The 14,643-nt window shown below is 69.7% G+C and carries 15 protein-coding genes; 8 read left to right on the top strand and 7 right to left on the bottom strand.

Annotated features, from left to right (window positions below; translation table 11 throughout):
• Nucleotides 1–2 precede the first annotated feature (2 nt).
• Nucleotides 3–1,022: an iron chelate uptake ABC transporter family permease subunit gene (locus tag JHY01_RS00845; protein ID WP_205323695.1), complete on the top strand. Its 1,020-nt coding sequence runs from the start codon at nt 3–5 to the stop codon at nt 1,020–1,022.
• A complete protein-coding gene (locus JHY01_RS00840) occupies nt 1,019–1,816 on the top strand; it encodes an ABC transporter ATP-binding protein (RefSeq protein WP_205323694.1) in 798 nt (265 codons plus the stop codon). Before JHY01_RS00845 ends, JHY01_RS00840 begins: the two co-directional genes overlap by 4 nt.
• Here JHY01_RS00840 and JHY01_RS00835 read toward each other — a convergent pair.
• The 3 genes from JHY01_RS00835 to JHY01_RS00825 all read right to left on the bottom strand — a co-directional run bounded on the left by JHY01_RS00835 (nt 1,782) and on the right by JHY01_RS00825 (nt 5,204).
• Nucleotides 1,782–2,939, bottom strand: coding sequence for a low temperature requirement protein A (locus JHY01_RS00835; protein WP_205323693.1), 1,158 nt, complete (start codon nt 2,937–2,939; stop codon nt 1,782–1,784). The genes JHY01_RS00840 and JHY01_RS00835 overlap by 35 nt on opposite strands.
• Before the next feature lie 108 nt (nt 2,940–3,047).
• Entirely contained in the window at nt 3,048–4,436 is a 1,389-nt protein-coding gene (locus JHY01_RS00830) for a cell wall metabolism sensor histidine kinase WalK (protein WP_205323692.1), read from the bottom strand.
• Between the two features lie 6 nt (nt 4,437–4,442).
• Nucleotides 4,443–5,204, bottom strand: a complete 762-nt coding sequence (locus JHY01_RS00825; protein ID WP_205323691.1) for a response regulator transcription factor — start codon at nt 5,202–5,204, stop codon at nt 4,443–4,445.
• Nucleotides 5,205–5,441: 237 nt separating this feature from the next.
• On the opposite strand from JHY01_RS00825, the gene JHY01_RS00820 reads away from it, so the two are divergent.
• Complete coding sequence (locus tag JHY01_RS00820; RefSeq protein WP_205323690.1) at nt 5,442–6,278, top strand: SDR family oxidoreductase; 837 nt, start codon at nt 5,442–5,444, stop codon at nt 6,276–6,278.
• 14 nt (nt 6,279–6,292) lie between these two features.
• Here JHY01_RS00820 and JHY01_RS00815 read toward each other — a convergent pair whose 3' ends face one another.
• From JHY01_RS00815 to JHY01_RS00800, 4 genes are all read right to left on the bottom strand, one after another.
• Nucleotides 6,293–6,727, bottom strand: coding sequence for a hypothetical protein (locus tag JHY01_RS00815; RefSeq protein WP_205323689.1), 435 nt, complete (start codon nt 6,725–6,727; stop codon nt 6,293–6,295).
• 406 nt (nt 6,728–7,133) lie between these two features.
• A complete protein-coding gene (locus tag JHY01_RS00810) occupies nt 7,134–8,384 on the bottom strand; it encodes an MFS transporter (protein WP_205323688.1) in 1,251 nt (416 codons plus the stop codon).
• Nucleotides 8,381–9,391, bottom strand: coding sequence for an S-adenosylmethionine:tRNA ribosyltransferase-isomerase (locus JHY01_RS00805; RefSeq protein WP_205323687.1), 1,011 nt, complete (start codon nt 9,389–9,391; stop codon nt 8,381–8,383). The genes JHY01_RS00810 and JHY01_RS00805 overlap by 4 nt, the downstream gene beginning before the upstream one ends.
• Nucleotides 9,388–10,143 carry an SDR family oxidoreductase gene (locus JHY01_RS00800; protein WP_240192216.1) on the bottom strand — a complete coding sequence of 252 codons (756 nt, stop codon included), beginning with the start codon at nt 10,141–10,143 and terminating at the stop codon, nt 9,388–9,390. The genes JHY01_RS00805 and JHY01_RS00800 overlap by 4 nt, the downstream gene beginning before the upstream one ends.
• Before the next feature lie 123 nt (nt 10,144–10,266).
• Between JHY01_RS00800 and JHY01_RS00795 the strand changes: the two genes are divergently transcribed.
• The 5 genes from JHY01_RS00795 to JHY01_RS27160 all read left to right on the top strand — a co-directional run bounded on the left by JHY01_RS00795 (nt 10,267) and on the right by JHY01_RS27160 (nt 14,578).
• A complete protein-coding gene (locus tag JHY01_RS00795; RefSeq protein ID WP_205323686.1) occupies nt 10,267–11,475 on the top strand; it encodes a GAF domain-containing sensor histidine kinase in 1,209 nt (402 codons plus the stop codon).
• Nucleotides 11,468–12,094, top strand: a complete 627-nt coding sequence (locus JHY01_RS00790; protein ID WP_307814117.1) for a response regulator transcription factor — start codon at nt 11,468–11,470, stop codon at nt 12,092–12,094. The genes JHY01_RS00795 and JHY01_RS00790 overlap by 8 nt, the downstream gene beginning before the upstream one ends.
• A gap of 59 nt (nt 12,095–12,153) precedes the next feature.
• Nucleotides 12,154–13,158 (top strand): hypothetical protein, encoded by a 1,005-nt coding sequence (locus JHY01_RS00785; protein WP_205323685.1) that lies wholly within the window; start codon nt 12,154–12,156, stop codon nt 13,156–13,158.
• A gap of 428 nt (nt 13,159–13,586) precedes the next feature.
• On the top strand, nt 13,587–14,333 hold the full coding sequence (locus JHY01_RS00780; RefSeq protein ID WP_205323684.1) for a hypothetical protein: 747 nt from the start codon (nt 13,587–13,589) through the stop codon (nt 14,331–14,333).
• Between the two features lie 122 nt (nt 14,334–14,455).
• The gene (locus JHY01_RS27160; RefSeq protein WP_275889626.1) at nt 14,456–14,578 is read left to right on the top strand and encodes a hypothetical protein; all 123 of its coding nucleotides are present in this window, start codon (nt 14,456–14,458) and stop codon (nt 14,576–14,578) included.
• Nucleotides 14,579–14,643: the final 65 nt, after the last annotated feature.

The raw sequence follows: 14,643 nt of genomic DNA, 5'->3' as shown, positions 1-14,643 counted from the left end.
CGGTGATTCGACTTCGCGGCGGCTCGATCCGCCTGCGCCACCGCACGATCGCCGCGATCACCGGCGCGCTCGCCGTCCTCGTCGCGGTCGCGCTGTGGTCGGCCGGGACCGGCTCGACCGCGCTCGGCCTCGACCGGACCTGGGCGGCCCTGCTCGACGAGGGCACCAAAGGCGACGAGTTCATCCTCTGGGACCTGCGCCTGCCGCGGCTCACGACCGGGCTCGCCGTGGGCGCGTGCATGGGCCTCTCGGGCGCGCTGTTCCAGAACCTCACCCGCAATCCCCTCGGCAGCCCCGACATCCTCGGCCTGACCCAGGGCGCGACCTCCGGGGCGCTCGTCGCGATCATCCTCACCGACGCCTCCCTCCAGCTCACGGCCGGGTTCGCGGCGCTCGGGGCGCTCGCCACCGGCCTGGTGATCTGGGCGCTCACTCGCGGCGGCGACCCGTCCGGGTACCGGCTCGTCCTGGTGGGCATCGGTGTCGCGGCGATCCTCGCGGGCGTCAACGGCTACCTGCTCACCCGGACCAACACGGTCGACGCGTTCCGCGCCGTCCACTGGCTCACCGGCGACCTCTCGGGCCGCGATTGGGGCCAGGCCAAGACCGTCGCGATCGTGCTCGCCGCCGGAATCGTCGTCGTCGCCTTCCTCTCGCGCGGCCTCGACGCCCTGCGGCTGGGCGAAGCCAGCGCGACCGGCCTCGGCGTGCACGTGACCGGCACCCGCGTCACCGCGCTCGTGGCCGCCTCGGTGCTCACCGCCGGGGCCGTCTCCGTCGCCGGGCCGCTCGCGTTCGTCGCCCTCGCGGCCCCGCACATCGCCGCCCGCCTCACCGGCTCGACCAGGAGCTTCATGCTCTCGGCGATCATCGGCGCGCTCATCGTCACGGGCGCCGACATGATCGCCGTCGCCGGTGTCGGCGACCGCCAACTGCCCACAGGGGTCGTCACCGGCGTGGTCGGCGGCCTGTACCTCGTCTGGCTGCTCATCGCTCAACGCAAGAAGGAGGTCATGTCGTGACCGCTGGTCCACTGGTCGTCGAGAACGCCACCATCGGCTACGGCCGCGTCGCCATCTGCGAAGGCCTTAGCGTCGACATCCCCGAAGGGGAGTTCACCGTCATCCTGGGCCCCAACGCCTGCGGCAAGTCCACGCTGCTCAAGGCCTTGGCGCGCATGCTGAAGCCTTCGGCCGGGCGCGTCCTGCTCGACGGCAAGGACATCCATTCCCAGCCCACGCGCGCCGTCGCGCGCCGCCTCGGCCTGCTCCCGCAGTCGCCGATCGCGCCCGACGGCATCACGGTCGCCGACCTCGTCGCGCGCGGCCGCTACCCGCACCAGGGCATCCTCAAGCAGTGGTCGGCCGAGGACGAGCGCGTGGTCGCCGAGGCCATGGCCGCCACCGACATCAGCGAGCTCGCCTCGCGCGGCGTGGACGAGCTCTCGGGCGGCCAGCGCCAGCGCGTGTGGATCGCGATGGTCCTCGCCCAGCAGACGCCCCTGCTCCTGCTCGACGAGCCGACGACGTTCCTCGACATCACGCACCAGATCGAGGTCCTCGACCTGTGCGCGAAGCTCCACCGCGAGGGCCGGACCCTCGTGGCGGTGCTCCACGACCTCAACCAGGCCGCGCGCTACGCCACGCACCTCATCGCGATGCGCGACGGCGAGGTGGTGGCCGAGGGCGCCCCGGCCGACATCGTGACCGCCGATACCGTGCGGCAGGTCTTCGACCTGCCGTGCCGGATCATCGACGACCCCGAGACCGGGACGCCGCTGGTCATTCCGAAGGCGCTGGCTTCAGCGCGGCTCTAGCGACCCTTCGTTCGATCTCCAACCCCGCGACCAGGACGATCACGATGGCGCCCAACTGGAGCGCCGTGTTGACGAGGCCGAGCGGGGCGATCACGAGCACCGCGGCCGCCAGGGCCACGCGCTCCAAGGGCCTGGGCAGCGGCATCGAGAACCGCAGTCCTGCCGTGCCGAGCAGGAACGTCGCCACACCGCCGGACAGCAGCAGCGTCGAGGCGGGGTCGAGCGGTTCCATGGCGTGCCCGACGGCGTGCTTGAGACCCGCGGCGGTGATCAGGATGCCGACGAGCACCGGAATGTACGAGTAGTAGAGGCCCGCGAGGACCTTCCGCACGCGCTTCGTCGCGTCCGCCGTGGCGGTGAGCGCGTGCTCGGTCGCGGGGAGGTCGTGCACGAACAGCGACCACCACATGCACGCCCCGATCGCGAGACCGAGGACCGCGGCGATGAGCAGGTCCGCGTCGATCGCCAGTCCCGCCGCGCCGATCCCGATGGCCACCACCGATTCGCCGAGGGCGACGATCACGACGAGGCCGTGCCGCTCGGTGATGTGCGCGGGGTGGAGGCGCAGTCCGCGCTGGCCGTGCCAGATCGGGACCGACCACACGACGGCCGAGGCCAGTGCCCAGAACACGTAGCGCCACAGGCCTTCGGGGCCGATTTCGGCCGCGAAGACGGCCGCGACCGCGACGAGGTTGGCGATGAACACGGCGCCGAAGGCACGGGCGGCCTGGAGGTACATGAGACCGTGGACCAGCACGATCACGAGCAGTCCGACGGCGATCCAGATGCCGCCGCCGCCGTGGAACGCGGCCGGGATGGCCAGGGCGACGACGAGCCATCCGGCCATGGCGATCAGGAGGAGGATCCGGCGGGCGGGGCGCTCGGGCGGGATCACGTTGGTCAGCCAGGCGTACCCGGAGTACATCCACCACAGGAACCCGAACATGAGCACGGTCTGGAGCAGGCCGACGAGCGGGTCGTGGGCGATGATCGCGGTGAACTGGGCGACGGTGAAGACGAAGATGAGGTCGAAGAACAGCTCCAGCGTGGAGACCGGGAGGTCGTCCTCGTCGGGCACGGGGTTGATGCGTTCGACGAACCAGGAGGGAAGGATGCGGGTCACGACCACCGAGCGTAGCAGTCGGACGGGATCGTTCCGCGGATCCGCCCGACATGCAGAAACCGCTTGGGGCCCTTGCCGAAGGCGGGCTCGAAACCGCAGTCGCGGCCGCTACTCGAGGCGTGCGACCGGCAGCCGCACCTCGATCGCGGTGCCTTCGCCGGGTTCGCTGTCGAGGCGGATCTGACCGCCATGAGCGACCACGATGGACGAGACGATGGAGAGTCCGAGCCCGGAGCCGCCGGTGGCGCGCGAACGCGACGGGTCGGCCCGGTAGAACCGGTCGAAGACCTTCCGGCGGTGCTCGGCGGGGATGCCGGGGCCGTGGTCGGCCACGCGCAGGACCGCCCAGCCGGCGTTCTCGGCGACCGAGACGTCGATCGCGGTGCCGCGCGGGGTGTGGACTCGGGCGTTGGTCAGGAGGTTCACGAGCACCTGCCGGAGCTGGCCCTCGTTCGCGACGACCGTGAGCGGTTGGCGCGCAGTGAGACTGATCGGGTGTGTCGCGTCGGCGACCTCGGCGTCGTCCACGGCGTCCCGTGCGAGCTGTGTGAGTTCGACGAGTTCGCGGTCGCCGCCCACCTCCTCGTCGAGGCGGGAGAGGACCATGAGGTCGTCCACGAGCTTCGCGAGCCGCGCGTTCTCGCTGCCGATGCGGCTCATGGCCCGGTCGAGTTTCTCGCCCGGCGGGGTGGCCCCGGACTGGTAGAGCTGGACGTAGCCGCCGATCGCGGTGAGCGGGGTGCGCAGTTCGTGTCCGGCGTCGGCCACGAACTGGCGCAGGCGCTCGTGCTGGCGGTCGCGCTGGGTGATCGCGTCGGTGAGGCGCGAGACCATCCGGTTGAGCGCCAAGGACAACCGGCCCATCTCGGTGCGCGGGTCGGCGGCGGTGATGCGGTGGGCGAGGTTCCCGGAGGCGACGGTCTCGGCGTCGGCCACCATGTGGTCGACCACGCGGAGGCCGCGGCGGGTGATGAGCCAGGCGGCGAGGATGCCGAGACCCGCCACCACGAAGCCGGTGATGATCACTGTGCGGGTCAGGGTCGAGTTCGTGGCCTCGACGCCTTCCATGGAGGTGGCGACGACGATCGTGTAGGTCCCCGGCACGCCGTTGAAGCTGAGGTCCTGATCGGCCACGGTCAGGGCCCGGTAGGTCATCTCGCCGTCGACGCTGTCGACGGTGAAGTACCCGCTCTCGTCCGGCGGCGAGCTGATGTCGGGCGGCGAGTAGGGGTCGTTCTTGTAGCCGGCGGTCATACCGCCGACGACGTCGCCGGTGTCGTCGAAGACTATGACCGCGAACTCGTTGTAGGGGACCTCACCGGTGACGTTGCTGGGCGCCGCGCGGACGCCCCCTTGTTCGAGTACGCCGTGCAGTTTCTGGTCGAGTTGATCGACGAGCTGGGTCGAGACGGTCTGCACGGTGACGAAGCCGATGATGCTCACCGCGACGATGAGCAGAACCGCCATTGCCGCGGCGATCTTCGTTCTGATGGCCATGTCGCGCTATGCCTGCGGCGGGCGCAGCATGTAGCCGACGCCCCGGACGGTGTGGATGAGCCTGGGGCCGAGCTTGTCGAGCTTGCGGCGCAGGTAGAACACGTACGTCTCGGCGAGACTCGACTCGGTCTCGAAGTCGTAGCCCCAGACCTGCCGCAGCAGCTCTGATTTGGACACCACGCGGCCGGTGTTCGCCGCGAGGTAGCGCAGCAGCCGGAACTCGGTGGGGGACAGGTCGATGGTCTTGCCGTCGCGGGTCACCTGGTGGGCCGCGAGGTCGAGGATGAGGTCGGCGACGGCGACCGTGTCGGTGCCGCGCTTGGAGGCCGATTCCTTTCCGAGCGTGCGGCGCAGGACCGCCGAGACGCGAAGGCTGAGCTCTTCGAGCCGGAAGGGCTTCATGAGGTAGTCGTCGCCGCCGGAGCCGAAGCCGTCGCGGAGGTCGTCGGGCGCGGTGCGGGCGGTGAGGAAGATGATCGGGGTCTCGTCGCCCGAAGCGCGCATCCGGTCGGCCACGCCGAAGCCGTCGAGGCCGGGCATGTTGACGTCGAGGATCACGAGGTCGGGGCGGACCTTCTCGAGCGAGGCCAGCGCCTCGGTGCCCGAGCGGGCGGCGGCGACCTCGTAGCCCTGGAAGGACAGGGCTTCGACCAGCAGGTCGGCCAGGCTCTCCTCGTCATCCACTACGAGGAGCCGTGCCGGGGACCCGTCGCCCCGGAGCGGCACCGCAGGCGGTGTCGCCCCGGCTGGCCCGCTGGTCGAAGTCATCCACCGCTCCTCAGTACTCGTGCCGGGCCCTCGTCGGTTGCCCGGTGTGTCGTTCGTCCGGCCAGCTTATTGCAGCCTCAGCGGTGCTGAAAGGGTACGGACGCGTTTCCAGGGGACTTCTGGACGCGCTCTCAGCTGGCGTTCAGCATCGCTTCGGAGTGTCGCGGCCGGTGCCCTTCCGCCAGAAGTTACTGACTAGTAGTATTCGGGTGACACCGAACACTTGGAGGCAGAGCAATGGAGCCAGCCATCAACACGTCGAACCTGAACGGCAGGGCCGCGTTCGTCACCGGCGCCAGCCGCGGCATCGGAGCGGCCATCGCCGTCGCACTCGGCGCGGCCGGGGCGAAAGTGGCCCTGTTCGCCAAGACCGGCGAACCCCACCCGAAGCTCCCCGGGACCCTCTACGAGACCGCGAAGCTCATCGAGGACGCGGGCGGCCAGGCGCTCCCGATCGTGGGCGATCTCCGCGACGCCGAATCGGTAGGGGAGGCGGTGGACACCGCCGCCGCCGCGTTCGGCGGGCTCGACATCTGCGTCAACAACGCCTCCGCGCTCGACCTCACCGGCATCGGCGAGCTCAGCCTGAAGAAGTTCGACCTCATCTCGGGCGTCAACCTGCGCGGCACCTTCGCGACCATCAGCGCCGCCCTTCCGTACCTGCGCGGCTCCGACCATGCCCACCTGCTCACCATCAGCCCGCCGCTGAACACCGACTCCAAGTGGTTCGCGGGCGGCCCGTACACGGCCACGAAGTACGGCATGACGATCATGACGCTCGGCGCCTCCGAGACCGAACCGGGCGTCGCCGCGAACTGCCTGTGGCCCAAGACGACCATCGCGACCGCCGCCGTCGCGTTCGCCCTCGGCGGGCAGCCGATGATCGACCGCAGCCGCAAGCCTGAGATCGTGGCGGACGCGGCGCTGGCGATCCTCGGGAAGGACCCGAAGGCCTACACCGGGAACGCGGTGATGGTCGAGGACGTCCTCGCGGCGGAGGGCGTCACGGACCTGTCCGGTTACTCGGTCGTGCCCGGCCAGGAGGACTTCCAGCCCGACATCTACGTGGACTAGACCCGATATTTGCCCTAGCCCTTGAAGTCCTCGTCGGTGAGCCGCTCCATGCGGGCGACCTCTTCCTGCCGGCGTTCGCGCAACTGCTTCGGCACACCGGCGAGGACCACGACGGCGGCCGCCGCCAGGACCCCGGCGATGACGGCCGGGACGACGCTCCAGCCGGTCGGGCGGGTCTCGAACTCGCCGACCTCGATGCAGGCGGTCATGACGGTCTCGCCGTCGGGGCCGGTGGTCTCGCAGATCTCCGACGGGCCGACCCGTTCCCCCTCGAAGTAGAGCACGCGTTCCTCGCCCGGCATCGCCGAGAGGAACAGGACCACGGCGAGTGCGAGCGTGATGAGCGCCGTGACGACGGCGACCACGGGCGAATCGGGAATCGCGAACCGCGCCCGCCGCTTCGACCCGTCGCCGAAGGGGCCCCTGCGCTGCTCAAACGGATTGCTCACGCCCCGATCGTACTGCCGAGGCTCGAACCCGTTCATCTTCCGGGTACGGGTGGCTCGCGGTCAAGGCGGGCGGCGAGGAAGGGGTGGGTTGCGGGCGGGTCCGTTGGCTCGGGTTGGTCGGGGTCGGTGCGGCCCCGGAACGTGAACGCATTCGCATCCTGTGGGCGATGCGGACCTGCCTTGATGCCTGGATAATTGAGAGTACGTACAGGGATACGGAATCCGTGTAGGTGAACGAGATGGTGGTAAGCAGACTACGACATAAGCCTCTGGCCATCTGCCTGCATTGCACGGACGTCGTGTTGCGTTGGGAGGAACCCCTTCGCTCTCGGCCACGGCCCTTGCGAGACCACCCGGTGGACTGACTTGATTCTTGGGACGGCGCACCGATGCCACCGGAGGCTGCTCAGGCTCGTTCGGTTGCCGGTTCCGGAGGGGCTTCGCTGTATGCCGCTTGGGATCGGCTGCCCGCGAGAAGCCACCAGGCCGCACCGGTCGCAGTCGCCAGAAGTCCGGCGGCGATGCCCAGCGCGGTGAGGGTGCACCAGCCGAGGGCCGCGCCGAGCGCTGCCAGCGAGAGGCGCGCGGTGGCGTTGTAGGTGGTCACATGGATCGAGGTGACTCGGCCGCGGAACTCGGCCAGGACGGTCTCCAACAGGATCGTCGTGTCCAAAGCGATGATGAAGCCGCCGGCGACCCGCATCACCACCAGACAGGCCACGGCACCGGCCAGCCCGGGCGCGGCGAAGAAGCCCGCCCATGCGAGGCCTTGCCCCACATAGCAGGCCGCCCATACCGGGAGGTGCGCTGAGCGGCGCAGTCGGCCCGCCAACCGGGTTCCGGCCAGCACCGCGAGGCCGTCGCAGACGAAGACCGCCGCCACGGTCAGGCCGTCGCCGCCGAGGTCGTCGACCACATGGCCGCTGAGCATCACGGTGTAGCCGCCGCCGATGAATCCCCAGGCGATCCCGATCCAGATCACCGAGCGGGCCAGCGGGTACCGCCGGGTGGCGCCGAAGCCTTCGCGGAGACCGGCCGCGAAGGCGCGCAGCCGGTTGGCGATGCGCTCGTTCGTCGCAGCCGCTTCGACCGGAGCCGTTTCGCGGACGCGAGCCAGCAGCGCTGCGCCGCAGGCCATGAGGGCCGCCGCCCCGACGATCCCCGCCACGGGCGACCAGGCCGACACGAGGCCCGCACCGATCGCGCCGGTGATCGTCATGATCCCGCCGAGCGACCCGAACGCCGCGTTCGCGCGCTGGCGCGACTCCGGCTCGATGAGTCCGTACAGCCACTGCTGCCGGGCCGCCGGCCAGAACGCCATCGCGAAGCTCTGCGCCGCATAGCAAACCGCCAGCAGCAGGAGACTCCCAGTCCAAGCCCCGGCCGCCATGCCGACGACCGCGAGCGCCTGCGCCGCGACGGCCCACAGCAGCAACGGGCGCAGGCGCATCCGGTCCGCGGCCAGGCCCGCCATCGGCGTCAGCAGCAGCGCCGGCAGGACCCCGGCCAGTTGCACCACGGCGAGCGCTGCCGTCCCGGCCACTGCGAGGACATGGAGCGCGACGCTGATCTGGAGCGCCCAGAACGCCGCAGAGAGGCAGGCCGCGACCCACCACAGCCGCCGCACCTCGGGGTCACCGAGGGGGCCGCGCCTCATGCGATCAGGTGGACGTCGCCGAACTCGTGCCAGAGGTACCTGGCTTCGATCGCGGCACTGTACGACTCGCGCAAGAGCTCGGTGTCTACGATGGCCTCCAGCATCGACAGGTGCGTGGACCGCGGTTCGTGGAAGCCGGTGAGCAGGCCGTCGACGACCTGGACCGGGTGTTCGGGGGAGATGATCCGCTCGGTGTGGCCCGAGGCCGCGACGACCTTGCCGCCGACCACCGTGCTCTCCAGCGCCCGGACCACCGTCGTCCCGACGGCGATCACGCGGCCGCCGGACTCCTTGACGGCGTTGACCATCCGCGCCGCGTACTCGCCGACCTCCATCCACTCCGGATAGGGATCCTCGTCGCTCTCGAGCGACGCGACTCCCGTATGGAGGGTCACGGGTGCTATCCCGACCCCGGCCGAGACCAGGCGCGTCACCATTTCCGGAGTGAACGGCCTTGCGGCGCTCGGCATCTCGGCCGATCCGGGGACGGTTGCGAACGCGGTCTGGTAGGCGCCGATCGGCCAGTCGCGGTCGACGTACGAGTACCTGATCGGCCTGCCATGGCGCGCCAGATACTCGGGCACCGACTCGACCGGCGGGCGGGTCACCCACAGCCGCTTGCCGAAACGCCGCTCCAACCGCAGCGGCACCTTCCCTGGCAGGTCCACGATCCCGCCGGGCACCTCGCCCGGGAACGGCCGGTCCCGGTCGCGGAGCTCGACCAGCCAGGAGCCGTCGGGCCGCGTCGAGGAGAAGTGGACCCGCAGACCCCGCCGGGCGGGCACGGCCGCCGGGAGGGTCGCCGAGTTGTTGACCACGAGCAGGTCGCCGGGGCGCACCAGCACCGGGAGGTCTTCGAAGCGATGGTGCCGGATCGCGCCTGTCGCCTTGTCCGACACCAGGAGCCGAACGTCGGATCGTCCCGTGCCGCGGATCTCGGCGGGCTGGACGGCCTCCAGCGCGGCGTCCAGCGCGAACTCGAACGGGGAGGTCAACGTCGCGCTCATGCGCGTGCCTCCTCGTGCGTGTGGCGGTGCAGCTTGTCGAAATCGCGGGCCGCGTACCGGCCGCTCTCGGGCGCCTGCCACTCGCACGTGCACCATCGGGCCCCCGCGAGCGAGTAGATCGCCGCCGCGGCGAGCGAAGGCGGGTCGGCCTCGGCGGCATCGGCCTCGCCCACCGCCGCCGCGAGCATCGCGGTCGACATCTCGCCCGGGTCGATCGCCCAGACCGCGACGGCCGGCTCCTCGGCGGCGAGCACGTTCGACAACTGGTCGAGCGCGGCCTTCGTCGAACCGTACGGGCCCCACGTAGCGTACGGCCCCGTCGCGGCGTCGGAGGAGATGTTCACGATCGCCCCGCCCCGCTCCCTCAGCGCGGGAAGCGCCAACTGCGCCAAGGCGATCGGGGCCCATACGTTCATCTCGAACAGGCGCGGCCACACGGTCAGGTCGGCGTCCGCGAGGCGCGGCAACGGCACCTCGCCCAGCGTCGACGCGTTGTTCACCAGCAGATCGAGGCGGTTCCCGGCCAGGGCGACCAGCTCCCGGCGATGGACCTCGTCGGTGACGTCCCCGGCCAGGTAGCGGGCGCCGAGCCGCTCGGCGACGCGCGCCAGGCGCTCCTCGCCGCGGGCGGTCAGGATCAGGTCCCAGCCGGAGGCGGCCAGGCGCTCGGCCAGCGCCTCGCCGAGGCCCGCGGAGGCCCCGGTGATGATGGCGGTGCGGTCGTCCACTTGCGGCAGCTGTGCTTCACTCATGGCCCCACGCTATTTCCGGCGCGGGCCGGGCACATCGGGCCGAGGTCGCGGTCGCGACTGCGGCGCAGGTCCTAAGACCTGCGACCGAGGCCCGGAGGGCGCCGGGTGGACTAGATTGGCGGCGTGACCGCCTCCGATTCGACCGGGTCCGCGCAGACCGGGCCTTCCCAAGATGAGACCGCGCTGCTGCACGAGGTGTCGGCGGCAGTCGGCGCGATCACCCGGCACCTGTCCGTGCACCAGGTGCTCGAGGTGATCGTCTCCTCGGCCCGGCGCCTCGTCGGCGCCGACTACGCCGCCATCGGCATCCCCGACGACGAAGGCGGCTTCGCCGAGTTCATCACCGACGGCATCGGCGAGCAGCAGCGCCTCGAGATCGGGCCGCTCCCGCGCCAGCACGGGATGCTCGCCGCGATCCTCGCCGAGAGCGAACCGATCCGCCTCGACGACCTGCGCCGCGACCCGCGATTCCAGTGGTGGCCGAAGGCCCACCCGACCATGGCCGCGCTCCTCGGCGTCCCGATCCGCGACTGCGGTCCGGATTTCGGCGGCGGCGCCGAATGCCTCCGCACGATCGGCATCGTGGTGCTCACCAACGACCTCGGCAAGCCCGGGTTCAGCGAGTCCGACACGGAACTGATCGAACTGCTCGCCTCGCACGCGGCCATCGCGATCACCAACGCCCGCTTGTACGAGCGAAGCCGTGAGCTCACCGTCGTCGAGGAGCGCAACCGGCTCGCCCGCGAACTCCACGACGCGGTCATGCAGCGCTTGTTCTCCCTGCGGCTCTCCGCCCGCGCCGCACGCAAACTCGCCCCCACCGACCCCGAGGCCGCCGCGGATCGCCTCGACGAGGTCGAGACCCTCGCGGCCGAGGCCATCGCCGAGCTGCGCGCAGTGATCGTCGAACTCCGGCCCGCAGACCTCGACGTCCACGGCTTGGTCGAGACCCTCCGGCGGCACGTCACGCTGCTTGACCGCTTGCACGACACCGAGGTCACGTTCGAGCTCCGATCCCCAGTGGACCTGTCTAGGGACGGCGAGGTCGAAGTGCTCCGGCTCGTGCAGGAGGCCCTCAGCAACGCCTTCCGGCACGCCCGCGCCCGCCGTGTCGCCGTCACCGTCGAATCCGAGCGCATCACCATCGCCGACGACGGCGAGGGCTTTGACGCAGACGAGGCCGCCACCCGCGGGCTCGGCCTCCTCTCGATGCGCGAGCGGGCGAAGGCGCTCGGCGGCGATCTCGACCTCAAGACCGCCCCGGGCGAGGGCACGACCGTGACCCTCGAACTCGACGGCTTGACCGATCCCGCAGAGGCTGAACGTGACTGAGATCCGACTCCTTCTCGTCGACGACCACCCCGTGGTCCGCCGCGGCCTCCGCGGCTACCTCGAACTCGAAGCCGACTTCACCGTCGTCGGCGAAGCGGGCGACGGCGAGGAAGCCCTGCGCGCCATCGCGGAGCACCGACCGGACGTGGTCCTCCTCGACCTCAAGATGCCCGGCCTCGACGGTCAAGGCGTACTCGACCGCCTCACCGCGACCGGCGACGCACCCCGCATCCTCGTGCTCACCTCGGCCACCGACGCCGAACGCGTCCCGAGCGCCATCACCGCCGGAGCGGCCGGGTTCGTGTACAAGGACATCGACCCCGACGCGCTTGCCAACGCGATCCGTACCGTCTACGCCGGACAGATGCTTCTCGCCCCGATCGCACTGCGCGGCTTGATGAGCGGCAACGTCAGCGCCTCATCCGCCCCGTCCCTGACGCCGCGCGAGAGCCAGGTCCTCGGTCTCATCGCGAAGGGCCAGACCAACCGCCAGATCGCCCGCGCTCTCGGTGTCTCGGAGAAGACCGTCAAGACCCACGTGACGAACCTCCTCCGCCGCATCGGCGCCGCCGACCGCACCCAGGCCGCGTTGTGGGCGGTTCGCCATGGTATCGGGTGATTGACAGATTGTGACCGTCTATTGGGGCATCACCTTGGGTGATTATTTAAGATCCCGTCGTGCCCCGAATACACAAAAGAATCCTGCGTTCGCTCGTGCTGCTGGCCGCTCTCGCCCCGAGTGCCACGGCCTGCGGATACCTTTCCATCGGTGAGAAGACCGAGTCCTACGAGTTCTTCCACGACAACGATCCCGAGCCGTGGTGCGCCGAAGGCGAGAGCGGCTATGTCCTGAGCGAGGACTCGATCCTCGAGGGCCCGCATTTCTCGGTGGGAATCCAATGCCGATACATCGGCGAGACGCTCCCGCACGAGGTCGCCGAGCGCGTGCCGTCGATCGCCGACCTGACCCGTGTCGAAGAGGGCAGCGAGTTCCTCGCCAATAACCTCACGAGTCACCCTGACTCGGACATTTTCGACTTCATCGGCTGGCCGGTCCGCTCCTGGGTGCAGATCGGCGACCGGGAATTCGACCTCGATGCCCCTCCGCTGCGAGGCGACTGGATCGTCGTGACGGCCCCGACCGACGTCCCCGCGGTGCTCTGGGTGGAGGACGACGGCCGCGCCCAAGGGCTCGACCTGCGAACGGGCGAGCGGGTCGATCCGGTATTCGCGTACTACAACGGCCTCGCCGACTGGAGCGACATTCTCGGCGGCTTCAAGTATGAGTCGTATTTCGCCGATGAACCGGACGACGGGCTCTCCTGCCAGTACGACCAGGTCAACGCTTCGCGCAGCCCCTGGCTCGAAGGCGTCGGATGGGCCCCCGAAGGCAGCGTCTTCCTGAGTGTTTACACCTTGTGGTGCAACCAGATCGGGGAGTACTCATGGAACCTCGACCCAGCCTCCATCACGCTCGCCAGTGGCGAGGCGACCGAATCCGAGACCTGGATCGAAGTGTCCTACGACGGCGGTGTCGAAATCGAGGCGGTCTTCGTCATACCCGACATCGACTCCGAGGTCACCATCGCGTTCGAGCCGATTACCGAGGCCATCGGACCGGAGGGCCGCGAAATGGAATTCCAAGACGAGTTCCCCGCCACCGAATGGGTCGCTTCGTTCTGACCTCGTGCGCCGAGCCCTCAGCGCCATAAGGGCTCGGCGAACCCGCCATCCCCGAATCCGATGAACAGGCCGTCACCTCTCGCAACGCTCGGCGGCACCCCCTCAAATGCCGCCGAGCACCATCTCCTCAAGGGATTCCCATGCCCCGCATCCTGACGTTCGCCGCACTTCCTCTGCTGGCAGTCGCCTCGCTCACCCCCGCCGGCAGCGCCGACCCCGATTCGTTCCTTCGAACAGGGCCCTACGAGCTGTTCACCGGAACGGATCAAGGCGCGTGGTGCGAACCGGGAGATGATGCAAGCGTCATCGATGAGCCGGCGGATCTTCGCGGCGCTCATTTCGTACTGTCGCTGGCATGTCTCTTCCAGGACGCCGCCTTGCCGCGAGAGCGACTGGCCGCGAATCCCGAGTTGACTCGAATACCGCAGGTGGAGGCTGGGGTCGAGTTCTTGATCGCCCAGGTCGCGCTTCAGGCGGACTATCTCCCGGAGTACAAGAGCGACCCTGCCTGGGTCACGGCCTGGATTGAAGTGGACGGCGAGCGCATCGATCTGGGGGCGCCGCCGAGCGCCGGTCGATATCTGGTGCTGAGCGCACCGATCGGCGCGGAAGCGAGGCTCTGGGTCGAGGACGACGGGCTTGCCCAGGGCCTTGACCTTCGCACCGGCGCGCCCCTGGACCGGCTGGAGCCCTACTACTCGGAGCCCGGCTTCTGGACCGAATCCGAAGGCGAGTTCAACACCCTTGACGCCTACTTCGTGTCCGGTGGCCGATCGTGGACCCTCACCTGTCACTCCAATCGCGTTGAGTTCACGCGGTCGATGTGGCTGGAGGACTACGGCTGGGCGCCCGAGGGATCGGTGTTCCTGCAAGTCGAGTTCTGGTGGTGCACCGGCGAAGGCGTCTACGACTGCGGCGTCTGGACGCTCGATACTGAGCGTTCGCTGTTCGTCAGGACCGGTTCGGAGGTCTGGTTGCCGACCGGATGGACCATGCGCGACCACCACAGCGCCGCTCATGGACAACGCCACACCGCCGTCGTGGAAGTCCCTGCGACTGAGAGTGAGTTCCGAGTGGACTTCGCGCCGATAGGGGAACTCGAGGAGGCGGGCACCGGTGAAGTCTTCCGCCTCGGAAAGTTCCCGGACGTCTTCAGCTGGAACGTCGGATTCTAGAAGCGACTTCGCGGGTCTACGTCGAGGCGCTGAGGGCGGAATCCGTTCAAGTGCTGATGTTCGCGGGTGCCGCTGACACACACCGTGGGGGCATCAACGGTTTTCGCGGAGGAGCTCCCGCCATGAACGCCAAGCAGACCTGGACCCGCCCCGAGATCATCGCCGTGCCTCGCGGGTCGCGCGCGCGTCTGAACTGGAGACGGCGTCGGCGGCGCCATGCGGTGCCGCCGACGCCGATTCGGTAGCGCTAGTTGATCTCGAGCGGGTCGCCGCCTTGGCGGACGCCGGTGTCGAGGGCGTCGATCTCGGC

Origin of the sequence: Glycomyces sp. YM15 (genome assembly GCF_016918015.1) — a bacterium.
Taxonomy (GTDB): Bacteria; Actinomycetota; Actinomycetes; order Mycobacteriales; family Micromonosporaceae; genus Glycomyces.
This window is presented reverse-complemented; position numbering and strand designations above follow the sequence as displayed.